The sequence below is a fragment of the Pseudomonas sp. PB103 genome, from assembly GCF_009764635.1.
Lineage (GTDB): Bacteria > Pseudomonadota > Gammaproteobacteria > Pseudomonadales > Pseudomonadaceae > Aquipseudomonas.
This window is the reverse complement of sequence record NZ_RWIL01000135.1, coordinates 15154-36163: the sequence shown is the minus strand read 5'-3', so window position 1 is coordinate 36163 and position 21010 is coordinate 15154. Positions and strand designations below refer to the sequence as shown.

The 21010-nt window shown below is 61.4% G+C and carries 21 protein-coding genes; 9 read left to right on the top strand and 12 right to left on the bottom strand.

Going from position 1 to position 21010, the window contains the following annotated elements; genetic code table 11:
• Positions 1-183: 183 nt before the first annotated feature.
• The 9 genes from EJA70_RS24810 to nrdR all read right to left on the bottom strand — a co-directional run bounded on the left by EJA70_RS24810 (position 184) and on the right by nrdR (position 7085).
• Positions 184-927: an ABC transporter substrate-binding protein gene (locus EJA70_RS24810; protein ID WP_158834245.1), complete on the bottom strand. Its 744-nt coding sequence runs from the start codon at positions 925-927 to the stop codon at positions 184-186.
• 37 nt (positions 928-964) lie between these two features.
• On the bottom strand, positions 965-1468 hold the full coding sequence (locus EJA70_RS24805; protein WP_008081837.1) for a phosphatidylglycerophosphatase A: 504 nt from the start codon (positions 1466-1468) through the stop codon (positions 965-967).
• A complete protein-coding gene (thiL, locus tag EJA70_RS24800; protein WP_158834243.1) occupies positions 1465-2430 on the bottom strand; it encodes a thiamine-phosphate kinase in 966 nt (321 codons plus the stop codon). The genes EJA70_RS24805 and thiL overlap by 4 nt, the downstream gene beginning before the upstream one ends.
• 18 nt (positions 2431-2448) lie before the next feature.
• Positions 2449-2949 carry a transcription antitermination factor NusB gene (gene nusB, locus EJA70_RS24795; RefSeq protein WP_158834241.1) on the bottom strand — a complete coding sequence of 167 codons (501 nt, stop codon included), beginning with the start codon at positions 2947-2949 and terminating at the stop codon, positions 2449-2451.
• A complete protein-coding gene (ribE, locus tag EJA70_RS24790; protein WP_003228649.1) occupies positions 2946-3422 on the bottom strand; it encodes a 6,7-dimethyl-8-ribityllumazine synthase in 477 nt (158 codons plus the stop codon). The genes nusB and ribE overlap by 4 nt, the downstream gene beginning before the upstream one ends.
• A gap of 235 nt (positions 3423-3657) precedes the next feature.
• Positions 3658-4749 (bottom strand): bifunctional 3,4-dihydroxy-2-butanone-4-phosphate synthase/GTP cyclohydrolase II, encoded by a 1092-nt coding sequence (gene ribBA, locus EJA70_RS24785; RefSeq protein WP_158834239.1) that lies wholly within the window; start codon positions 4747-4749, stop codon positions 3658-3660.
• 16 nt (positions 4750-4765) lie between these two features.
• The gene (locus EJA70_RS24780; RefSeq protein ID WP_008081847.1) at positions 4766-5443 is read right to left on the bottom strand and encodes a riboflavin synthase; all 678 of its coding nucleotides are present in this window, start codon (positions 5441-5443) and stop codon (positions 4766-4768) included.
• A gap of 47 nt (positions 5444-5490) precedes the next feature.
• Complete coding sequence (gene ribD, locus EJA70_RS24775; RefSeq protein WP_158834237.1) at positions 5491-6624, bottom strand: bifunctional diaminohydroxyphosphoribosylaminopyrimidine deaminase/5-amino-6-(5-phosphoribosylamino)uracil reductase RibD; 1134 nt, start codon at positions 6622-6624, stop codon at positions 5491-5493.
• The gene (gene nrdR, locus EJA70_RS24770) at positions 6621-7085 is read right to left on the bottom strand and encodes a transcriptional regulator NrdR (RefSeq protein WP_007910946.1); all 465 of its coding nucleotides are present in this window, start codon (positions 7083-7085) and stop codon (positions 6621-6623) included. Before nrdR ends, ribD begins: the two co-directional genes overlap by 4 nt.
• A 128-nt stretch (positions 7086-7213) precedes the next feature.
• Here nrdR and EJA70_RS24765 point away from each other — a divergent pair, with 128 nt between their 5' ends.
• The 3 genes from EJA70_RS24765 to trxA all read left to right on the top strand — a co-directional run bounded on the left by EJA70_RS24765 (position 7214) and on the right by trxA (position 9399).
• Entirely contained in the window at positions 7214-7678 is a 465-nt protein-coding gene (locus tag EJA70_RS24765) for a YbaY family lipoprotein (protein WP_026000529.1), read from the top strand.
• A complete protein-coding gene (locus EJA70_RS24760; RefSeq protein WP_158834235.1) occupies positions 7675-8328 on the top strand; it encodes a methyltransferase in 654 nt (217 codons plus the stop codon). The genes EJA70_RS24765 and EJA70_RS24760 overlap by 4 nt, the downstream gene beginning before the upstream one ends.
• A 198-nt stretch (positions 8329-8526) precedes the next feature.
• On the top strand, positions 8527-9399 hold the full coding sequence (gene trxA / locus EJA70_RS24755) for a thioredoxin (protein WP_158834226.1): 873 nt from the start codon (positions 8527-8529) through the stop codon (positions 9397-9399).
• Between the two features lie 113 nt (positions 9400-9512).
• Here trxA and EJA70_RS24750 read toward each other — a convergent pair whose 3' ends face one another.
• Positions 9513-9872, bottom strand: coding sequence for a hypothetical protein (locus EJA70_RS24750; protein ID WP_008081852.1), 360 nt, complete (start codon positions 9870-9872; stop codon positions 9513-9515).
• 135 nt (positions 9873-10007) lie between these two features.
• Here EJA70_RS24750 and EJA70_RS24745 point away from each other — a divergent pair, with 135 nt between their 5' ends.
• The 5 genes from EJA70_RS24745 to EJA70_RS24725 all read left to right on the top strand — a co-directional run bounded on the left by EJA70_RS24745 (position 10008) and on the right by EJA70_RS24725 (position 14202).
• A complete protein-coding gene (locus EJA70_RS24745; RefSeq protein ID WP_158834224.1) occupies positions 10008-10607 on the top strand; it encodes a DUF2796 domain-containing protein in 600 nt (199 codons plus the stop codon).
• A gap of 139 nt (positions 10608-10746) precedes the next feature.
• Positions 10747-11457: an ABC transporter ATP-binding protein gene (locus tag EJA70_RS24740; RefSeq protein ID WP_158834222.1), complete on the top strand. Its 711-nt coding sequence runs from the start codon at positions 10747-10749 to the stop codon at positions 11455-11457.
• Between the two features lies 1 nt (position 11458).
• Positions 11459-12724, top strand: coding sequence for an ABC transporter permease (locus tag EJA70_RS24735; protein WP_158834220.1), 1266 nt, complete (start codon positions 11459-11461; stop codon positions 12722-12724).
• Between the two features lie 11 nt (positions 12725-12735).
• Positions 12736-13254: a DUF3299 domain-containing protein gene (locus EJA70_RS24730; RefSeq protein WP_158834218.1), complete on the top strand. Its 519-nt coding sequence runs from the start codon at positions 12736-12738 to the stop codon at positions 13252-13254.
• Between the two features lie 249 nt (positions 13255-13503).
• The gene (locus EJA70_RS24725) at positions 13504-14202 is read left to right on the top strand and encodes an OmpW family protein (RefSeq protein WP_008081866.1); all 699 of its coding nucleotides are present in this window, start codon (positions 13504-13506) and stop codon (positions 14200-14202) included.
• 381 nt (positions 14203-14583) lie between these two features.
• Here EJA70_RS24725 and EJA70_RS24720 read toward each other — a convergent pair whose 3' ends face one another.
• Both EJA70_RS24720 and EJA70_RS24715 read right to left on the bottom strand, forming a co-directional pair.
• Positions 14584-15516 (bottom strand): NAD-dependent epimerase/dehydratase family protein, encoded by a 933-nt coding sequence (locus tag EJA70_RS24720; protein ID WP_158834216.1) that lies wholly within the window; start codon positions 15514-15516, stop codon positions 14584-14586.
• On the bottom strand, positions 15509-16393 hold the full coding sequence (locus EJA70_RS24715; protein WP_045123148.1) for a sugar nucleotide-binding protein: 885 nt from the start codon (positions 16391-16393) through the stop codon (positions 15509-15511). The genes EJA70_RS24720 and EJA70_RS24715 overlap by 8 nt, the downstream gene beginning before the upstream one ends.
• 324 nt (positions 16394-16717) lie before the next feature.
• Here EJA70_RS24715 and EJA70_RS24710 point away from each other — a divergent pair, with 324 nt between their 5' ends.
• Positions 16718-21004, top strand: a complete 4287-nt coding sequence (locus tag EJA70_RS24710; protein ID WP_158834214.1) for a DEAD/DEAH box helicase — start codon at positions 16718-16720, stop codon at positions 21002-21004.
• Positions 21005-21010: the final 6 nt, after the last annotated feature.

Below are 21010 nucleotides of genomic sequence, written 5' to 3'. Positions count from 1 at the left end.
CCGGCATTGTAACAGCAGGTTCCTACCGGCGCTTAGGCTGAATTATCGGGCATAACGATCAAAAAGTTTGATAACTACCCGGACAACATGGATCCCTGTAGGAGCTGACGAGTGAAACGAGGCTGCGATCTTTTGATCTGTTTTTTAGAATCAAGATCAAAAGATCGCAGCGTGCCGCAGCTCCTACAGGGGATTTGTGGCGAAGGGGTAGGGTTGCTTCCACTTCTCGAAGATCGGCTTCAGCTCGCCGCTGTTCACCAATTGCTGCATGCGCTGGTCGTACAGCGCCATCAGCGCCCGGGCCTGCGGAGTGTCGGCAAACCCGAGAAACAGTGGCAACTCGGCCAGGTGCGAATAGCGATACTGCGTCGGATCCGCCGCCGTTTTCACCACCGCTTCAATCTCGGTCAGCGCATCGATGTAGTAATCCGCCCGCCCCTGCTTGAGCATCGAGAGAATGCCGGTGCGGCGCTCGATCTGGTTGTAGCGCTTGATGTTCGGCAGGTAGTTTTCGTAACGATAGCCACGCACCCACGCCAATCGATACTTGCCCAGCGTCGCCTGGGTGGGCGATGGGTTGTTCGCCAGGCCCAATGCGTAGATATGGTCGGAATCGAAATTCCACTGCGGATACAGCACTTGCTCGGCTTCGTCGCGGTAGGAGCCGACCAGCGCGTCGACTTCCTTCAACTGCACCAGCCCCACCGAACGAGTGTACGGCACCGTGCGAATATCCAGCTTGACCCCCGCCGGCTCGAACACTTTGCGCAATACATCCCAACCCAGACCATGGCCATCGGCGGCGGTGTAGTCTTCCCAGTCTTCGCTGGCCAGATGGATGACTGCAGGCGTCGGCGCGGCTTCCTGCGCACTGGCCACAGAGCCCAGCAAAGCAAGAAACACTACCGCCAACCAGCGTCGAGTCATCCCTAGTCCCCTCACTTGACCCTGATATCCCTTGGAATCAGGCGAAAATCCACACCAGGCCCTGCATGGCCAGCCAGGCGAACACACCGGCCAGCACATCGTCGAGCATGATGCCGAAGCCGCCATGCACATGCCGGTCGACCCAGCGGATCGGCCAGGGCTTGAGAATGTCGAAGAAACGGAACACCAGGAAACCCGCAAGCAACCAGTACCAGCCTTCCGGCACCAGCCACAGGGTGATCCACATGCCGACCATTTCGTCCCAGACGATGCCTTCGTGGTCGTGTACCCGCAGGTCGTCGGCCACTTTGCCGCACAGCCAGAAGCCGAACAGCATGGTGATCCCGAGCATCAGCCAGTAACCCCAGTCGGGCAACATCTGCCACAACGGGATAAAGGGTAGCGCAACTAACGAGCCCCACGTGCCCGGTGCTTTCGGCAGGGTGCCGGAACCGAAACCGAAGGCAATGAAATGCCAGGGATTGCGCCACACCGACGGCGGTACGAATTCGCCCGGAACCTGTTTCGGGTGGTCTGTCACGGTGACTCCTGAAAATGTTGATAACCCCGGATTTGCGGGGTGATGTCGCGCCCGTCACGATCCAGCAGCGCCACGCCCTGCCCCTCTGCCACACGACCGATCACGTGGATCGGCCAGCCATTGGCCAGCAACGCTGGCAACTCGACGGACGGCAGGGTGAAGGCCAACACATAATCATCGCCGCCGCTGAGCGCTGCACGTTCGGCGCCACGCTGGCCGAGAAACGCCACTAAAGCATCCGACAGCGGTACGCGCTCGCGTTCAATTTCAAGCCGAACCTTCGACGCCAGCGCGATGTGCCCGCAATCGGCGAGCAGGCCATCGGAGATGTCCAGCGCCGACGTGGCTTTGCCGCGCAAGGCCTGACCGAGCGCGAGCTGCGGTTGCGGCGACCAGTAATGATCGAGCAGCGGCTGGCCGATTTCTGGCTCAGCCACACGCTGGCCCAACACCAGTGGCAAGGCACCGGCAGCATTGCCCAGCTCCCCGCCGACACACAGCAAGTCACCCGGCTGCGCGCCGCTGCGGGTCAAGGCCTGACCGGCAGGAATACGACCGAACACGGTGACAGTCAGGCTTAACGGCCCGCGCGTGGTATCGCCGCCGACCAGAGCGACGCCGCAGCTCTGCGCCATGCGGTTCAAACCGCGGGCATAGGCTTGCAGCCAATCGGCGGTCACCGTCGGCACAGTCAGGGCAAGGGTAAAGGCAACGGGCGTGGCGCCCATGGCGGCCAGATCGCTGACCGCAACGGCCAGCGAACGCTGACCGAGCAGAAACGGATCGCAGGGGTCGGCGAAATGCACACCGGCCACCAGCGTATCGGTGGAAATCGCCAGCTGTTCCCCGGAAGGAACAGCGAGCAAGGCGCAGTCATCGCCGATCCCGAGAGCAACGCCTTCGCCGCCCTGCGCACAAGGCGCGGCGGCGAAGAAATTGCGGATCAGCTCAAACTCGCCCATAGCCGTTTCAAACGCCGATCAGCGCTTGAACGCCTTCACTTCAGCTTCACGCAGGCGCGGGGCCAGTTTGTCCAGCACGCCGTTGACGAACTTGTGACCGTCGGTGGAACCGTAGACTTTCGCCAGTTCGATCCCTTCGTTGATCACAACGCGATACGGCACGTCGACGCGCTTGAGCAGTTCCCAGGTCGACAGGCGCAGTACGCACAGTTCAACCGGATCCAGCTCTTCGATGGTCAGGTCCAGGCACGGCGCCAGCGCGGTGTCGATCTCGGTCAGATTGGCCGGAACACCGTGCAGGATGTCGTGGAAGTAGCTGGCATCGGCGAAGGTGAAATCGTTGTCGACGCGAAACTGCGCTTCGATTTCGTTCAGCGAAGTACTGGCCATGTGGCGCTGGTACAGCGCTTGCGTCGCCAACTGACGGGCAGCGCGGCGCTTTTCACTTTTCGAAGGCTTGCCAGCGTCGGTTGGACGCGGTTCGCGCGGGTTGAAACGATCGCTTTCGTCGCTAATCACTTGGCCTCCAACTGTGCCAGCAGGCTGACCATTTCCAGAGCGGACAGGGCAGCTTCAGCACCTTTGTTACCGGCCTTGGTGCCGGAACGTTCGATGGCTTGCTCGATGGAATCAACGGTCAGTACACCGAAAGCGACCGGCACGCCGAACTCCATGGACACCTGGGCCAGACCCTTGGTGCATTCGCCGGCCACGTATTCGAAGTGCGGAGTACCGCCACGAATGACCGCGCCCAGGGCGATGATTGCTGCGAACTCGCCTTTCTGGGCGACTTTCTGCGCAACCAGCGGGATTTCGAAGGCGCCAGGTGCGCGGATGATGGTGATGTCGCTTTCGCTCACGCCGTGGCGAACCAGGGCATCAACTGCACCGCTGACCAGGCTTTCAACGACGAAGCTGTTGAAGCGGCCCACTACCAAAGCGTAGCGGCCTTTAGGGGCGATGAAGGTACCTTCGATGGTCTTCAGGGTCATTCGTCAGTTCTCTTAAAGAGCCGGGACGCGTTTCGTACGCATCCCTCAGTGATATTAGCCACAAATACATGGCCGGAAAAATCCGCATTGCTACTGGACAGCACCCTTGTGGCGAGGGGATTTATCCCCGATGGACTGCGCAGCAGTCCCAAAAAAGGGGCCGCTGCGCAGCCCGTCGGGGATGAATCCCCTCACCACAAGAATCCATGTCAACAATGCCGGAAACGACCGGTCATTATTCGGAGGGCACGTATTCTACAACTTCCAGATCGAAACCGGATATCGCATTAAATTTCATTGGCGCAGACATCAGGCGCATTTTGCGCACACCGAGGTCACGCAGGATCTGCGAACCGGCACCGACGATGCTGTAGGTGGTCGGTTTTTTCGGCGCTGGCTGATCAGCGGTTTCACGGATATGCGCCAGCAGCACGTCGCCATCGAGCGGGTGACCGAGCAGCAACACCACACCGCTGCCCGCCTCGGCAACCGCAGCCATCGCGGCGCGCAGGCTCCAGCGGCCCGGTTGCTTGACCATCAGCAGGTCGCGCAGCGGGTCCATGTTGTGTACGCGAACCAGCGTTGGCTCTTCAGCGCAAACAGTGCCCAGGGTCAGCGCCATGTGCACGTCGCCTTCCACCGAATCACGATAGGTCACCAGGTTGAATTGGCCCAGTTCGCTGTCCAGTGGCTGCTCGGCGATCCGCTGAACGGTACGTTCGTGGATCATCCGGTAGTGAATCAGGTCGGCGATGGTGCCGATCTTGATGTTGTGTTCAGCAGCGAAGGCTTCCAGCTCAGCGCGACGGGACATGGTGCCGTCGTCGTTCATCACTTCGCAGATCACCCCGCTCGGTTCGAAACCGGCCATGCGCGCGAGGTCGCAAGCGGCTTCGGTGTGGCCAGCGCGAGCGAGGGTGCCGCCGGCCTGAGCCATCAGCGGGAAGATGTGGCCAGGGCTGACGATGTCTTCAGCCTTGGCGTCTTTGGCGGCCGCAGCTTGCACGGTGCGCGCACGGTCGGCGGCGGAGATGCCGGTGGTGACGCCTTCGGCGGCTTCGATCGAAACGGTGAACTTGGTGCCGAAACCGGAACCGTTGCGCGGCGCCATCAGCGGCAACTTCAACAGTTCGCAGCGCTCGCGGCTCATCGGCATGCAGATCAGGCCACGGGCGTGCTTGGCCATGAAGTTGATGTGTTCGGCCTGGCAGCATTCGGCGGCCATGATCAAGTCGCCTTCGTTCTCGCGGTCTTCGTCATCCATGAGGATGACCATCTTGCCTTGGCGGATGTCTTCAACCAGTTCTTCGATGCTATTGAGCGCCACAAGGCACCCCCTTCAGTCAGGATTTGAGATAGCCGTTGGCGGCCAGAAAGCTTTCAGTGATCGTGCCACCAGGCTTTTGTGAAGAGCCGGACTCTGCAGCCTTGTCACCCAAGAGCAGACGCTCCAGATAACGCGCCAGCAAATCGACCTCCAGGTTCACCCGGCGACCTGGCGTGTACGACGCCATGATGGTTTCGCTCAGGGTGTGCGGAATGATCGTCAGCATGAATTCGGCGCCATCGACTGCGTTCACGGTCAGGCTGGTGCCGTCGACGGTGATCGAGCCTTTGTGGGCGATGTACTTGGCCAGGTCTTTCGGCGCGCGGATGCGAAATTCCACGGCGCGGGCATTGTCGGAGCGCGAGACGATTTCGCCGACACCGTCGACGTGGCCGCTGACCAGATGCCCGCCGAGACGGGTGGTCGGGGTCAGGGCTTTTTCCAGATTGACCGGGCTGCCGCTTTTCAGGTCGTTCATGGCGGTGCAGTCCAGCGTTTCACGGCTGACGTCGGCGGCAAAGCCGTCGCCCGGCAGTTCAACGGCAGTCAGGCACACGCCGTTGACCGCGATGCTGTCGCCGAGTTTGACGTCGCTCAGGTCGAGCTTGCCGGTGGCGACGTGGACCCGCACATCACCGCCCTTTGGGGTCAGTGCGCGGATACTGCCGATGGATTCGATAATGCCGGTAAACATGGGGTTCTCCTTGAGAACTAAGCCAGCGTAATAACGATGGCCGGGAATTATACGCTCGCCGAACGGACAGGGATGGCAGTGACTCGCCAGTCATCGCCGACCGCACGAATTTCAGTGATTTTCAGCTCCGGCGCATCCTTCATATGGGCCAGCGGCCAGTCCAGCAATGGACGCGCCGTGGAACCGAGAAACTTGCCGGCGATGAAGATCACGAACTCGTCGACCAGACCGAGCTGAGCGAAGGCGCCGGCCAGACGCGGGCCAGCCTCGACCAGCACTTCGTTGGTGCCACGGTTGGCCAGCTCGATCAGCAATTGATGCAGATCGACCTGACCGTCATCACCCGGCACGATCAGGCATTCCGGGCCATGGGCGTATTGCTCTTCGATCGCGACGCAGGTGGCGACCAACGCCGGACCAGTCTTGAAGAACGGTGCATCGAGTGGCACCCGCAGGCGGCCGTCGATCAACACGCGCAGCGGCGGTCGGCTCATGGCCAGCGCGGTTTGCTCGCGATCCAGACCGAGTTCGTCAGCGCGAACGGTCAAACGCGCGCCATCCGCCAGCACCGTGTCAGCGCCGGTCAGCACCACGGCCGCCTGAGCGCGCAAACGCTGGACCGCCGAACGCGCCGCCGGGCCGGTGATCCATTGGCTCTCGCCGTTTTCCATCGCCGTGCGCCCGTCGAGGCTCATCGCCAACTTGACCCGCACGAACGGCAAGCCGTGTTCCATGCGTTTCAGAAAACCTTGATTCAGCTGGCGCGCTTGAGCTTCGAGCACACCGCTTTCAGTGGCGATGCCGGCATCGGCCAGGCGTTGCAAACCACGTCCGGCAACTTGCGGATTCGGATCACGCATCGCCGCTACGACTCGGACGACACCGGCATTCACTAGCGCATCGGCACACGGCGGCGTGCGGCCATGATGGCTGCACGGTTCGAGGGTCACATACGCGGTAGCGCCCCGAGCCAGTTCACCGGCAGCGCGCAGCGCATGGACTTCAGCGTGCGGTTCGCCGGCGCGTTCGTGCCAGCCTTCGCCGACAATCTGCCCGTCGCGCACCACCACACAGCCGACCCGAGGATTGGGATGGGTGGTGTAGTGACCTTTGCGCGCGAGTTCCAGCGCACGCGCCATAAAGTGCGCGTCGAGGATGGCCTGCTCGGCGACGGTGGTCATTCCTTCACCGGTTCGCGGGCGAGGCGGTCGATTTCTTCGCGGAATTCGTTGAGGTCCTGGAAGCGCTTGTACACCGAAGCGAAGCGGATGTAGGCGACTTCATCAAGCTTCTGCAATTCAGCCATGACCAGTTCGCCGACCACGAGGGATTTGACCTCGCGCTCGCCGGTGGCGCGCAGCTTGTGCTTGATGTGAACCAGAGAGGATTCGAGGCGCTCGACGCTCACCGGACGTTTCTCCAGGGCGCGTTGCATGCCGGCGCGGAGTTTTTCTTCGTCGAACGGTTGGCGGCTGCCGTCGGTTTTGATCAGGCGCGGCAACACCAGTTCGGCCGTCTCGAACGTCGTGAAACGTTCGCCGCAGGCCAGGCATTCACGCCGGCGGCGCACCTGTTCGCCCTCGGCGACCAGACGCGAGTCGATGACCTTGGTGTCGTTGGCACCGCAGAAGGGACAGTGCATGGTGGCTGGCAACAAAAAAAGGGAGGGCCATGGTAGCGCATCCCGGTGGCAAGACAAGCCATAGGCTTTGCGGTATACAGAACGGCATGATCGTTTGATCCATGGATTTCATTTTGCCGGAGCATCCAATGCCGTTACGTCCGCTCGTTTTGCTCAGTCTTTTCAGCCTGCTGGTGGCCTGTGGCAGCGATGCACCCAAGCCCCAGCCGCCGACGCCAGGCCCGGCACCGCAACAAGCGCAGAAAAAAGCCAAGGAAGCCGCCGAGCTTGGCCCGCTACCGGCTTATCAACGCGAACTGAGCGGCACCCTGCAAGGCGTGCCGGCCGGTGCCGAAGTCGAATTGGCGTTGCTGGTAATCGATGAAAAGGATCGCCCACAACAATTGCTCGCCAGTTCCAGCCTGATCGGCAACAACCAGATCCTGCCGTTCCGCCTGCGCTTCAACCCGGACGCCTTCCCCGCCGGTGCGCGGGTTGAATTGCGCGGTCGCGCCAGCCAGTCCGGCCAGTTGATCCTGCACCTGCCGTCGCAGACCATCACCCAGCCGACCACTCAAGCGTTGGGCCAACTGCAATTTGTCAAAGCACCATGACGGCACCGCTCGACCTGCAACAGGCGTTAGGTGAATTGCTCGGCGACGCCAGACTCAAGGTCTGCGCGTTGCCGGACACTGATTTACAGCTGTGGCTGATTGATGGCGACAACATGGGTCGCGAATTCAGTCAGGAAGAAATTCAGCGAATTCTGCACGAGCCACCCTATTGGGGTTTCTGCTGGGCCAGCGGTCTGGCGGTGGCGCGTTATCTGGCGGAGTTTCCCCAGTGGGTGCGCGGCAAACGCGTGCTGGATTTCGGCGCAGGTTCGGGGATTGCCGGGATTGCGGCGGTGAAGGCCGGGGCGCTGGAGGTGGTGGCCTGCGATCTCGATCCGCTGGCGATTGCTGCGTGCCGGGCGAATGCCGCGCTGAATAATGTTGAGATGAGTTATTCGACGGATTTCTTTGCCGAAGCAGATCGCTTTGATCTGATTCTGGTGGCGGACGTGTTGTATGACCGAACGAACCTGCCGTTGCTCGATGCGTTTTTAAGCCGTGGCCGCGAGGCGTTGGTCGCGGATTCGCGGGTCAGGGATTTTCGCCATCCGTTGTACGAGCGCATTGAAATGCTTGAGGCGATGACCTTGCCGGATCTGGCCGAGCCTGAGGAATTTCGGCATGTCAGCCTGTACCACGCGCAGCGCTAACCAAAAGCTTCGCGGGCAAGCCCGCTCCCACAGTGACCGAGTCGAACCAACATTTCGTCTACGACACAGAACCCTGTGGGAGCTGGCTTGCCAGCGATGGCGTCCTGCCTAGCGGTACACCTCTCAAATCTGCCCCGCTTCCGGCCACACCCCGCCAAGCCGTATAGTTGCCCTATCCACGCTTTGACGAGATCCCCCATGAGTGAGCAAACGCCGTACATCTTCGACGCCACGACTGCCGATTTCGACCAGTCGGTGATCGAGGCTTCTTTCAACAAACCGGTGCTGGTGGATTTCTGGGCCGAATGGTGTGCGCCGTGCAAGGCGCTGATGCCAATGCTGCAAGGCATTGCCGAGAGCTATCAGGGCGAATTGCTGCTGGCCAAGGTCAACTGCGACATCGAGCAAGACATCGTTGCCCGTTTCGGTATTCGCAGCCTGCCGACCGTAGTGCTGTTCAAGGACGGTCAACCGGTCGACGGCTTTGCCGGTGCACAACCGGAATCCGCTGTGCGCGCCCTGCTAGAGCCGCATGTGCAGATGCCGCCGCCGGCGGCTGCCGATCCGTTCGAACAAGCTCAGGCGTTGTTCGATGACGGCCGTTATGCCGATGCCGAAGCGGCGCTGGTGGTGATGCTCAATGAAGACAACACCAACGCCAAGGCGCTGATTCTCTATGCGCGTTGCCTGACTGAACGCGGCGAGCTGGACGAAGCGCAAACCGTGCTTGATGCGGTCAAGAGCGATGAGCACAAGGCTGCTTTGGCTGGGGCCAAGGCGCAGATCAAGTTCCTCGGTCTGGCACGTGACCTGCCGGATGCCGCCGACCTGAAAGCGCGTTTGGCGAAAGATCCGCAGGATGATGAGGCGGTGTATCAACTGGCGATTCAGCAGCTCGCTCGCCAGCAGTATGAGGCGGCGCTTGAGGCAATGCTCAAGCTGTTTATCCGTAACCGCAACTATGGCGAAGGTTTGCCACACAAGACTTTGCTGCAGGTGTTTGAGTTGCTGGGCAATGATCATCCACTGGTGACGGTGTACCGCCGCAAGATGTTTGCTGCGCTTTATTAAGATCAACAGATCGCAGCCTGCGGCAGCTCCTACAGGTTCAGCGTTCATCCGCAAAATGCGCGGTGAACACGATCCCAATGTAGGAGCTGCCGCAGGCTGCGATCTTTAGCGGCTCACTCGATCCAGCTGTAGAGCGGCGTATCCCCGCCGCTCACCACTTTCACGTCCGCGCTATGGCGCAAGCGCACCAGCAAGCGCTTGCCCGCCACCGCGCTGCCGGTCAGCCCTTCAAGCTGTTCAAGCAGATCCGGCCCGCTGAGTTGCCCGGCCTTGCGCAACAGATCCTTGGCCAGCTGCCACAACGCATCGTCCTGATTCAGCGGTTTCGCCGCAGGCGCCGACGCCACCGCTTCAGGCTGGCCGATCGGCGCCTGCGTATTCAGCGCCGAACCCAGCTTGGCCCAGTCACTGTCATCCAGTTCAACAGTCAAATCCACCGGCACCTCGCCGACGGTTCCACGTATCCGCAACATTGCGTTCGCTCCCGCACATTTCTGACCTGCATGCTCCCACGGGACTTGTGCAACGCCAAGCGCACGGGCAAACTCTGCGAACTTTCGTTATAAGATCACATAACAAAATATTCACTTTACTTCCCGGAGACCGCCATGCGTCGTCTGTTGCTCGCTTTGCCGTTTGCCCTGTTGCCGCTGGCCATCGCCCACGCGGCCGATGAGCATGACCACGACCACGACCATGAACACGGCAGCCTCGGCGCGCACGAACACGGCGTTGGCCGTCTGAACGCTGCGCTGGACGGTCAGACTCTGGAACTGGAGCTGGAAAGCCCGGCGATGAACCTGGTGGGTTTTGAACACGTCGCCACCAGCGATGCCGACAAGGCCAAGGTCGCCGCCGCCCGTACGCAGCTGGAAAAACCGCTGGCCCTGTTCAGCCTGCCCGCCGCTGCTGGCTGCAAAGTGGTCAGTCAGGAGCTGGAGAGCCCGCTGTTCGGCGACAAACCGGATGCCGACGATCATGACGCCGATGAAGCGGACAAGGACGGTCATGAGCATCACCACGACCACAGCGAAATCCACGCGCATTATCAATTGAACTGCGCGGCACCGGGCGCGTTGAAGACGCTGGACCTGGCCAACGTGTTCAGAACCTTCCCGGCGACGCAGAAAATTCAGGTACAACTGATCAGCACCAGCGGCCAGCAAGGGACCGAAGTGACGGCCAAGGCTGCTTCACTGAAATTCTGATAACACCGGAACATGTATTCCAATGTAGGAGCTGCCGCAGGCTGCGATCTTTTGATCTTGCTTTAAGAAGATCAGGAGCAAAAGATCGCAGCCTTCGGCAGCGCCTACAGGGGCTATGAAAACTCATGAAATTGGTGTCATGACCCAAGCACTCATCGAACTGTCCGACCTGGGCTTTAACTGGCCCGGTCACCCGCCGTTGCTGGACATCCCGGCGTTTCGCCTGGAAGCCGGCGAAACCCTGTTCCTCAAAGGCCCCAGCGGCAGCGGCAAGACCACCCTGCTCGGCCTGCTCGGCGGTGTGCAGAAACCCGGTCGTGGCAGCATTCGTCTGCTCGGCCAGGAGCTGACCCAACTCTCGGCCGGCGCCCGCGATACCTTTCGCGTCGATCACACTGGCTACATTTTCCAGCAGTTCAACTTGCTGCCGTTTCTCTCGGTGCGCGAGAACGTTGAGCTGCCGTGTCACTTTTCCAAGCTTCGCGCACAACGGGCGAAACAGCGTCACGGCAGCGTCGACCAGGCCGCCGCCACCCTGCTCGCGCACTTGGGTTTGAAGGATGAAAGCATTCTCGGCCGTCGCGCCGATTCACTGTCGATCGGTCAGCAGCAACGGGTCGCCGCCGCGCGAGCACTGATCGGCCAACCCGAACTGGTGATCGCTGACGAGCCAACCTCGGCGCTGGATTACGACGCCCGGGAAAACTTCATTCGCCTGTTGTTCGCCGAATGCCGCGAGGCCGGTTCCAGTCTGTTGTTCGTCAGCCACGACCAGAGTCTGGCGCCGCTGTTCGACCGTCATCTGTCCCTGGCCGAACTCAATCGCGCCGCCACGTCTGCCGAGGTCTGAGATGTATCTGTTTCGTCTGGCCATGGCCAGCCTGGCCAACCGCCGCTTTACCGCCCTCCTCACCGCGTTCGCGATTGCCTTGTCAGTGTGCCTGCTGCTCGCCGTAGAACGGGTGCGCACCGAGGCCAAAGCCAGTTTCGCCAGCACCATCAGCGGCACCGACCTGATTGTCGGCGCCCGCTCCGGTTCGGTGAACCTGCTGCTGTACTCGGTGTTCCGCATCGGCAACGCCACCAACAACATTCGCTGGGACAGCTTCGAACATTTCGCCAACAACCCGAAAGTGAAATGGGCGATCCCGATGTCCCTCGGCGACTCCCATCGCGGTTACCGCGTGATGGGCACCACTGAGGCCTATTTCGAGCATTACCAGTACGGTCGCCAGCAGCATCTGCAACTGGCCGACGGACGTGCATTTGCCACCGATCCGTTTGAAGTGGTGCTCGGCGCGGAAGTCGCCGATGCACTGCATTACAAACTCGGCGACCAACTGGTGCTGGCCCACGGTGTGGCGGCGATCAGTCTGGTCAAACATGACGACAAACCGTTCACCGTGGTCGGCATTCTCAAGCGCACCGGCACGCCGGTCGATCGCACGTTGCACATCAGCCTTGGTGGCATGGAGGCGATTCACATCGACTGGCACAACGGCGTGCCGGCCCGCGGCAATGGACGGATCAGCGCAGATCAGGCGCGCAATATGGACCTGACGCCGCAAGCGATCACCGCATTCATGCTCGGCCTCAACAGCAAGATTTCCACCTTTGCGCTGCAACGCGAGATCAACGAATTCCGTGGCGAACCGATGCTGGCGATCCTGCCCGGCGTGGCGTTGCAGGAATTGTGGAGCCTGATGAGCACCGCTGAAAAAGCGCTGTTCGTGGTTTCGCTGTTCGTCGTGCTGACCGGTTTGATCGGCATGCTCACAGCGATTCTCACCAGCCTCAACGAACGTCGTCGCGAGATGGCGATTCTGCGTTCGGTCGGCGCAAGGCCGTGGCACATCGCGAGTCTGCTGGTGCTGGAGGCCTTCGCGCTGGCACTGACCGGCGTCATCGCAGGTCTGGCATTGCTGTACATCGGCATCGCCGCTGCGCAGGGCTACGTGCAGGCCAATTACGGTTTGTTCCTGCCGCTGGCATGGCCGAGCGAGTATGAATGGACGCTGCTCGGTGGCATTCTGGCGGCCGCGCTGCTGATGGGCAGCGTGCCTGCCTGGCGTGCGTATCGCCAATCCCTGGCCGATGGCCTGTCGATCCGTTTATGAGGATGTTCACCATGCCCCGCGCCTTGCTTGCGCTGCTGTTGCTGGTCGCCTTGCCCGTGTGGGCCGCGGCGCCGAAAGACCTGACGTGGTCGGAAATGATCCCGCCGGACGCCGCCCCGGAAGTGCCGAACATGACCCCACTGCACGACCTGTCGAAGATGGGCGATGCGCTGTCTGCCGAATCCGCGCCAGCGGCGAAGCAAGACATGCCGAATGCGCCAGTGGTGCAGTCGCTCGACGGTCAGACTATTCGACTGCCGGGTTACATCGTGCCGCTGGAAGTCAATGAAGAGGGGCGTACAACGGACTTCTTGCTGGTGCCGTATTTCGGCGCGTGCATTCATGTGCCGCCACCGCCGTCGAACCAGATCGTGCATGTGAAAAGCGAGTTGGGCGTGAAGCTTGATGAGCTGTATCAGCCGTACTGGATCGAGGGGCCGTTGCAGGTCAAGGCGTCGAGCAGCGAGCTGGCGGATGCCGGGTATCAGATGGAGGCGGACAAGATTTATGTGTATGAGCTGCCGGAGTAAACCCCGGTAGTTTTGTGATGTCTGTAAGCGCTTCATCGCTGGCAAGCCAGCTCCCACAGGTTTCGTTGGTGATCACAAAATTTGTGAAGGACTCGATCACTGTGGGAGCTGGCTTGCCAGCGATGAGGCCCGCAAAGGTTCCACAAAACCTTCCCCCTTCACTGTTTCATTGAGCTGAGTCAAAAGACCGTATCAGTTGGCTTCGTACCATAGGACATCAGACACTTTTAACGTCCTTCTGGAGCCCCCATGAACAAGTCCTTGCTCAGTGCTTCGCTGTTTGCCCTCGCGCTCGCAGCCCCGCTCGCCCACGCCCACGATGCCGGTGACATCATCGTTCGCGCCGGTGCAATCACCGTCAATCCGAAGGCCGACAGCTCCAGCGTCAAGGTCGATCAGGGTCCGTTGAGCGGCACCAATCTGGGCGGCAAGGCGACCATGAGCAGCGACACCCAACTGGGTCTGAACTTCGCGTACATGGTCACCAACAACATCGGTATCGAGTTGCTGGCGGCCTCGCCGTTCGAACATGACGTGAAGCTCAAGGGCACCGCCCTGCCCGCGGCCAACGGCAAACTCGGCACCCTGAAACACCTGCCGCCGACCCTCAGCGTTGTCTACTACCCGCTGGATTCGAAGTCGGCCTTTCAGCCGTACGTCGGCGGCGGCATCAACTACACCTGGATCTACGACGAACACGTCGGCAGCGAAGCGCAGTCGAACGGTTTCAGCAACTTCAAGGCGAAAAACTCTTGGGGTCTGGCGTGGCAGGTCGGTGCTGACTACATGCTGACCGACAACATCATGCTCAACGCCCAAGTGCGTTACATCGACATCGATACTCGTGCGACTGTGGAGAACAACGCGGTGGCACCGGGCACTCGCGCCAAAGTGAATGTTGATGTCGATCCGTTTGTGTACATGGTGGGTCTGGGCTACAAGTTCTAAGCTGATTTTTACCGAACGTTCACGTGGTGGTGAATAGGCTTGGTGGTGGGCAGACTTGAATCTGAAGGCGACTGCCTGTTAGTTGATCGGGGCGGTGCGACGATTCGTTAAATCCCCTCGCCACAAGGGATAGCGGTACATTCCGGCCGTGAAAAAGGCGCCTGTTGAAGGGCGCCTTTTTCATGTCTGCCTGGAATGCGTGGTGAGTTTGAGATCTATCCCCCTCACCCCAGCCCTCTCCCTCAGGGAGAGGAGGAAAGGGAGCCGATTTGGGTGCCTTTCAAATCCGAGTTCGACTCGATATTTCAAGTCGATGTATCTCGTCCAAACACCTCAGTCAGTCCCCTCTCCCTCTGGGAGAGGGCTAGGGTGAGGGGATTTTCAGGAGCGCCCCAACAACCGCGCCAACCCCACACTCATCGGCGTCTGCTGCGGCAGTTTGAAGCGCTCCAGCAAACGAGCGTTATTCGCCCGCGAATGACGGATGTCACCGGAGCGCGCCGGGCCGTAGCTGATCGGCGGCAACTCGCCGACTACCGTTTGCAGGGCTGCGAGCATCTGCTTGAGATTCATCGACTGATTCCAGCCAACATTCACCGCACCCACTTCCACCTCAGGCTTTTCAATCGCCTGCACCAGCACATCGACCAGATCCTCCACGTAGAGGAAATCCCGCGTTTGCTCACCGTCACCAAACACGGTAATCGGCAAACCTTTCTGCGCGCGTTCGCTGAAAATGCTGATCACCCCGGAGTACGGCGAGGACGGATCCTGACGCGGGCCGAAGATGTTGAAGAAGCGGAAAATCGCCGGCTCCAGACCGTGCTGGCGACGATAGAAATCGAAGTAATGCTCACCGGCCAGTTTGTCCGAGGCGTACGGCGTCAGCGGCGCTTTCGGCGTGTCTTCGTCAATCGACGCGCCTTCGCCGTTGTTGCCATACACCGCCGCACTGGAGGCAAACAGCACACGTTTGACCCCAGCCTGACGCATAGCCTCGCAGACATTCAGCGTGCCGATGAAATTGCTCTGGTGGGTCTTTACCGGGTCGTCCACTGAAGCCTGCACCGAGGCCACCGCGGCCAAGTGCGCCACCGCGCTGCAACCTTGCATCGCCTGAGCGACCAGCGCGGCATCGGCGACATCGCCAACGATCAGTTCGACCTTGGGATTGTCCAACGGCAGATTGGCGCGTTTGCCGGTCGACAGGTCATCGAGAATGCGCACCGAATGGCCCTTGGCGAGCAAGGCATCGGTCAAGTGCGAACCGATGAAACCGGCGCCGCCGGTGATTAAAACTGGGCCTTCAGCCATGACGATAAAACCTATCCAGTAAAGCCGGGAGCGCGGCACGCCAGGCGCGCGGCTTGATCCCGAAAGTGTGCAGAATTTTCTTGCAGGCCAGCACCGCGTGTTGCGGTTCTTCGGCAGCGTCCGGGCGCGCGGCGTGAGCCTGAGCGGTCGGCGCTTCGATGGCCAGGGCGTGCAGGCTGCGCGCTTCGGTCAGAATCGCCTGACCCAGCGCCAGCGGCGTGGTCGCCTCGTGGCCGGCGTAATGATAAGTGCCCCACAGCGGCGCCGCGCAATCGAGTTGCTTGAGCACCGAGATGATCACCCGCGCAGCGTCGTCGACCGGGGTCGGATTGCCACGGCGGTCATCGGCCAGCAGCAATTCTTCAGGTTGCTCGGCGCGGGCGAGAAAACGCCCGAGGGTGCCGTCGGCGCTGTCATCGAGCAGCCAGCCGAAACGCAGCAACACATGCTGCGGGCAGGTCGCGCGAACGCTCTGCTCAATGCGCCACAGTGCCTGACCGCGCAGGCCCAATGGCACCGGTTCGTCTTTTTCGCTGTAGGCGGTAGCACGCGAGCCATCGAACACTCGATAGCTGGAGGGCTGCACGAGAACGATGTTGTGATGCTGGCACAGTTCGGCCAGACGCTCGATCGCGCGCTCCTGCCCGGCCATCCGGGTTTCGCTGACGGCCTCGGCCTGGAACCAGTCAAAATAGTAGGCGAGGTTGATCAACGCATCGGGACGGGTGTCGTCGAGCAATTGGGTCAGGCTCGCGGCATCCCAGCCATTTTCGGGCGGGCGGGGGGCGAGGAAACCGATGTCTTCCTCTGCACCGAGGCGAATCAGCGCCTGCCCAAGGGCATTTCCGCCGCCCAGTAACATAAGGCGCATTCGCATAGAGTCAGCAGGCCCAGTCTGGTTGGAACGATGGCTTTAGCGACGGATCTTGTGGAACCGTCGCCGATAATTGCCGGAATCGTTGCATTTTGCGGGTTTAGTGCGCAACCGTCATCCGTAAAGTGTACATCCCCGGGATTTGTGTCATGGCCACTGGCCCGATCGCTGGCAAGCCAGCTCCCACAGGGTTCAGTGCTGACCACAAACTCTGTGAACCCCCGCAATCCTTGTGGGAGCTGGCTTGCCAGCGATGAGGCCCTGGAAGACGCTGAAGATCCTGAGCGGTACTTGCATCTTCCCCCCTGCGCCCGCATAACTTATCCCATGAATCTGCCCCTCCCCGCCGACAGCGCTCTGGCAGGCTTTCACCCCGCCGTCAGCGCCTGGTTCCGCAAGACCTTCCCGACGGTCACCGCCGCCCAGGCCCGTGCTTGGCCATTGATCCGTCAGCGTCGCTCGACACTGATCGCCGCGCCCACCGGCTCGGGTAAAACCCTCACAGCCTTTCTCGCCGTGCTCGACGACCTCGTCCACCGTGGCCTGGAAAACCCCGACGGTCTGCCCGACGAAACGTTCGTCGTGTATGTCTCGCCACTGAAAGCCCTGTCCAACGACATCCGCATCAACCTGCAAAACCCCTTGGCCGGGATCACCGAACAGCTGCGGCAAATGAACCTGCCGGAAATACACATCACCACCGCCGTGCGCACCGGCGACACCCCGCAAAAAGAACGCGCCGCCATGCGCAAGACCGCGCCGCACATTCTGGTGACCACGCCGGAGTCGCTCTACGTGCTGCTCGGCTCGGAATCCGGACGAAAAATGCTCGGCACCACGCGCACGGTGATCATCGATGAAATCCACGCCATGGCCGCCGGCAAACGCGGCAGTCACCTGGCCTTGAGCCTTGAGCGCCTGCAAGCGCTGTGCGCCGAACCGCTCACCCGCATCGGCCTCTCCGCCACGCAGAAACCGGTCGAAGCCGTAGCGCAATTCCTCGTCGGCCATGATCGCCCCTGCGAAATCATCGACATCGGCCACGCCCGGCCACGGGATCTTGGCATCGAGGTGCCGCCCGTGCCGTTGTCGGCCGTCATGGCCAATGACGTCTGGGAACTGGTCTACGACAGCCTCGCCGAACTGGCCCGCGAGCACCGCACCACGCTGATTTTCGTCAACACCCGACGCCTGGCCGAACGCCTGAGCCGACACCTCAGCGAACGCCTCGGCAAGCACGCAGTGGCGGAGCACCACGGCAGCCTGGCCAAGGAGTTTCGCCTCGACGCCGAACAACGCCTCAAGCGTGGCGAGTTGCAGGTGCTGATCGCCACCGCCTCGCTTGAACTGGGTATCGATATCGGCGAAGTCGATCTGGTCTGTCAGATCGCTTCACCGCGCTCCATCGCCGGGTTTCTGCAACGGGTCGGCCGTTCCGGCCACCAAGTGGGTGGCACGCCCAAAGGTCGGCTGTTCGCCACCACCCGCGACGACCTGATCGAATGTGCCGCCCTGCTCGACTGCGTGCGCCGTGGCGAACTCGATACCCTGCACATCCCGGTTGCGCCGCTGGACGTTTTGGCACAGCAGATCATCGCCGAGGTCAGCTGTCAGGAATGGCCCGAGGATGCCTTGCTGGCGATGTTCCGCAAAGCTTCGCCGTATCGCGATCTCGACGAAAAACACTATCAAGCCTTGCTGAGCATGCTCGCCGACGGCTACAACGGTCGCCAAGGCATCCGCAGCGCCTACCTGCACCGCGACGCCGTCAGCCGCACCTTGCGTGGCCGCCGTGGTGCGAAACTCGCTGCCGTGACCAGCGGCGGCACCATCCCCGACAACGCCGATTACAGCGTGATGCTTGAGCCGCAAGGCTTGAACATCGGCAGCGTCAACGAAGATTTCGCCGTGGAAAGCATTGCCGGCGATGTGTTCCAGCTCGGCAATACCTCCTACCGCATCCTGCGTGTGGAAACCGGCAAAGTACGGGTCGAGGATGCCCACGGCCAGCCACCGACCATACCGTTCTGGCTCGGCGAAGCACCGGGGCGCAGCGATGAACTGTCGTTCGCCGTGGCGCGCCTGCAAGCGCAGCTCGACGCGTTGCTTGGCGCCAGCCCCGGCGACCTGCAACCGGCGCTTGACTGGCTGAAGCAGACCCTCGGCCTCAATCTGGCCAGCGCCGAACAACTGGTCGAATACCTCGCCCGCGCGCGGCAAACCCTCGGCGCCCTGCCCTCGCAGGACACGCTGTTGATGGAGCGATTTTTCGACGAGTCCGGCGGCACGCAACTGATCATCCATTCGCCATTCGGCAGCCGCATCAACCGCGCCTGGGGTTTGGCCCTGCGCAAGCGCTTCTGCCGCACCTTCAATTTCGAATTGCAGGCGGCCGCCAGCGAAGATGCGATCGTGCTGTCGCTGTCCACCAGCCACAGCTTTGAACTGGATGAGATCTGGCGCTACCTGCACAGCAACAACGCCGAGCACACGCTGATTCAAGCGGTGCTCGATGCGCCGCTGTTCGGCGTGCGCTGGCGCTGGAATGCCGGCGTGGCGCTGGCATTGCCGCGTTTTACCGGTGGCCGCAAAGTCACGCCGCAGTTGCAGCGGATGAAAAGCGAAGACCTGATTGCCAGCGTGTTTCCCGATCAGATTGCCTGCCTGGAAAATCTAGCTGGTGAACGCGAAATTCCCGAGCATCCGCTGATTGAGCAAACCCTCGACGACTGCCTGCACGAGGCGATGGACAGCGAAGGCTGGCTCAATCTGCTGCGACGCATGGAGCGTGGCGAGGTGCGTTTGATCAGCCGCGACTTGCCGGCGCCCTCACCGCTCGCGGCAGAAATTCTCAGTGCGCGGCCGTACGCCTTTCTCGACGATGCACCGCTGGAAGAACGTCGTACCCAAGCGGTGATCAATCGACGCTGGAGCGATCCGCAATCGACCGACGATCTCGGTGCGCTGGATGCGGACGCGATTAACGCTGTACGCGAAGAAGCCTGGCCGTCGCCAAACGCTGTGGATGAAATGCACGAGGCATTGATGAGTCTAGCGTGCATCAGCGAGGCTGAAGTGCAAGCGAACGAAGGCTGGCGCGAATGGCTGGAAACCTTGGCCAAAAGTGGTCGCGCCTGCTGTTTACAAATCGCCCCCAAGCATTGTTTATGGCTGGCCCGCGAGCGCCTGACCTGTCTGCAAGCACTTTATCCACAGGCCAAATTGCAACTCGAGCTGGAGGCGTTGCCGGGATTCGATGAGGTCTGGACATTCGATGAGGCGTTGGTCGAAGTAATCCGCGCGCGCCTCGGTGCGTTCGGCCCACTGCCGTTACCCGCCATAGCTGAACCGCTCGCGCTGCCAACCGCTCAAGTCAATCAGGCCCTCGCCCAACTGGAGCGTGAGGGCTACGTGCTGCGCGGCCAGTTCACGCCGAAACTCAACATCGAGGAATGGTGCGAACGGCATCTGCTCGCGCGTATTCATCGCTACACGGTCAAGCGTCTGCGCCGAGAAATCGAACCGGTGGCGTTGCAGGATTTCATGCGCTTCCTGTTCGACTGGCAGCATCTTTCGCCCGCGACGCGGGGTCAGGGTAGCGCGGTGTTGCCAGCGATTGTCGGCCAGTTTGAAGGTTACGCGGCAGCGGCCTCGGCGTGGGACAGCGACATTCTTCCGGCGCGTCTCAAGGATTATTCGCCGAGCTGGCTGGATGAGCTGTGCCGCAACGGCAAACTGGTGTGGACACGCCTCAGCGCCCGGCAAAAAGTCAGCGGCACGGCGTTGCGCAGCACGCCGATCGTATTGCTGCCGCGCAGTCAGGTCGGCCTTTGGAGTGCGCTGGCGGAACAGACGCCCGTGAGCGAACTGTCGCCGAAAACCCAAAAAGTGTTTGAAGCGTTGAGTCAGCACGGCGCGCTGTTTTTCGATGAGCTGATTCATGAAGCGCACCTGCTGCGCACCGAACTGGAAATCGCTTTGCAGGAACTGGTCGGCGCGGGACTGGTGAACGCCGACAGCTTCGCCGGCCTGCGTGCGCTGATCACCCCGGCGAGCAAGCGCCAGCAGCGCAGCAGTCGGCGTGGGCGCGGCGCGTTTGTCGGTGGCATGGACGATGCCGGGCGTTGGGCGTTGTTGCGGCGCGGGACGGCGGTGGATAACAGCGAGACGCTAGAACACGTCGCCATGACCTTGCTGCGCCGTTACGGCGTGGTGTTCTGGCGCTTGCTGGAGCGCGAGGCAGACTGGTTACCGAGTTGGCGGGAATTGCTGCGTACGTTTCATCGGCTGGAAGCGCGGGGCGAGATTCGTGGTGGACGGTTTGTCAGTGGTTTGGCCGGTGAACAGTTCGCCTTGCCGGAGGCGATTCCGTTGCTGCGCGAAGTCCGTCGGCGGCCGCATGACGGCAGTCTGGTGGCGGTGTGCGGGGTTGACCCGCTGAACCTGGCCGGGACGTTGTTGCCGGGGGTGAAGGTGCCGGCGCTGGTGAGTAATCGTTTGGTGTATCGGGATGGGTTGCCGGCGGCGGCGGAGATTGCCGGCAAGCAGCAGTTTTGGCTGGAGCTGGATCAGATTGCCATGGAGCAGGTGCGCGGCAAGCTGATCCGGCATTGAGGTTTG

Excerpts from the sequence above, each read along its gene's own strand:
- EJA70_RS24810 (WP_158834245.1), bottom strand. The coding sequence starts at position 927 with ATGACTCGACGCTGGTTGGCGGTAGTGTTTCTTGCTTTGCTGGGCTCT.
- thiL (WP_158834243.1), bottom strand. The coding sequence starts at position 2,430 with ATGGGCGAGTTTGAGCTGATCCGCAATTTCTTCGCCGCCGCGCCTTGT.
- ribE (WP_003228649.1), bottom strand. The coding sequence starts at position 3,422 with ATGACCCTGAAGACCATCGAAGGTACCTTCATCGCCCCTAAAGGCCGC.
- EJA70_RS24780 (WP_008081847.1), bottom strand. The coding sequence starts at position 5,443 with ATGTTTACCGGCATTATCGAATCCATCGGCAGTATCCGCGCACTGACC.
- ribD (WP_158834237.1), bottom strand. The coding sequence starts at position 6,624 with ATGACCACCGTCGCCGAGCAGGCCATCCTCGACGCGCACTTTATGGCG.
- nrdR (WP_007910946.1), bottom strand. The coding sequence starts at position 7,085 with ATGCACTGTCCCTTCTGCGGTGCCAACGACACCAAGGTCATCGACTCG.
- EJA70_RS24765 (WP_026000529.1), top strand. The coding sequence starts at position 7,214 with ATGCCGTTACGTCCGCTCGTTTTGCTCAGTCTTTTCAGCCTGCTGGTG.
- EJA70_RS24760 (WP_158834235.1), top strand. The coding sequence starts at position 7,675 with ATGACGGCACCGCTCGACCTGCAACAGGCGTTAGGTGAATTGCTCGGC.
- trxA (WP_158834226.1), top strand. The coding sequence starts at position 8,527 with ATGAGTGAGCAAACGCCGTACATCTTCGACGCCACGACTGCCGATTTC.
- EJA70_RS24750 (WP_008081852.1), bottom strand. The coding sequence starts at position 9,872 with ATGTTGCGGATACGTGGAACCGTCGGCGAGGTGCCGGTGGATTTGACT.
- EJA70_RS24745 (WP_158834224.1), top strand. The coding sequence starts at position 10,008 with ATGCGTCGTCTGTTGCTCGCTTTGCCGTTTGCCCTGTTGCCGCTGGCC.
- EJA70_RS24740 (WP_158834222.1), top strand. The coding sequence starts at position 10,747 with ATGACCCAAGCACTCATCGAACTGTCCGACCTGGGCTTTAACTGGCCC.
- EJA70_RS24735 (WP_158834220.1), top strand. The coding sequence starts at position 11,459 with ATGTATCTGTTTCGTCTGGCCATGGCCAGCCTGGCCAACCGCCGCTTT.
- EJA70_RS24730 (WP_158834218.1), top strand. The coding sequence starts at position 12,736 with ATGCCCCGCGCCTTGCTTGCGCTGCTGTTGCTGGTCGCCTTGCCCGTG.
- EJA70_RS24725 (WP_008081866.1), top strand. The coding sequence starts at position 13,504 with ATGAACAAGTCCTTGCTCAGTGCTTCGCTGTTTGCCCTCGCGCTCGCA.
- EJA70_RS24720 (WP_158834216.1), bottom strand. The coding sequence starts at position 15,516 with ATGGCTGAAGGCCCAGTTTTAATCACCGGCGGCGCCGGTTTCATCGGT.
- EJA70_RS24715 (WP_045123148.1), bottom strand. The coding sequence starts at position 16,393 with ATGCGAATGCGCCTTATGTTACTGGGCGGCGGAAATGCCCTTGGGCAG.
- EJA70_RS24710 (WP_158834214.1), top strand. The coding sequence starts at position 16,718 with ATGAATCTGCCCCTCCCCGCCGACAGCGCTCTGGCAGGCTTTCACCCC.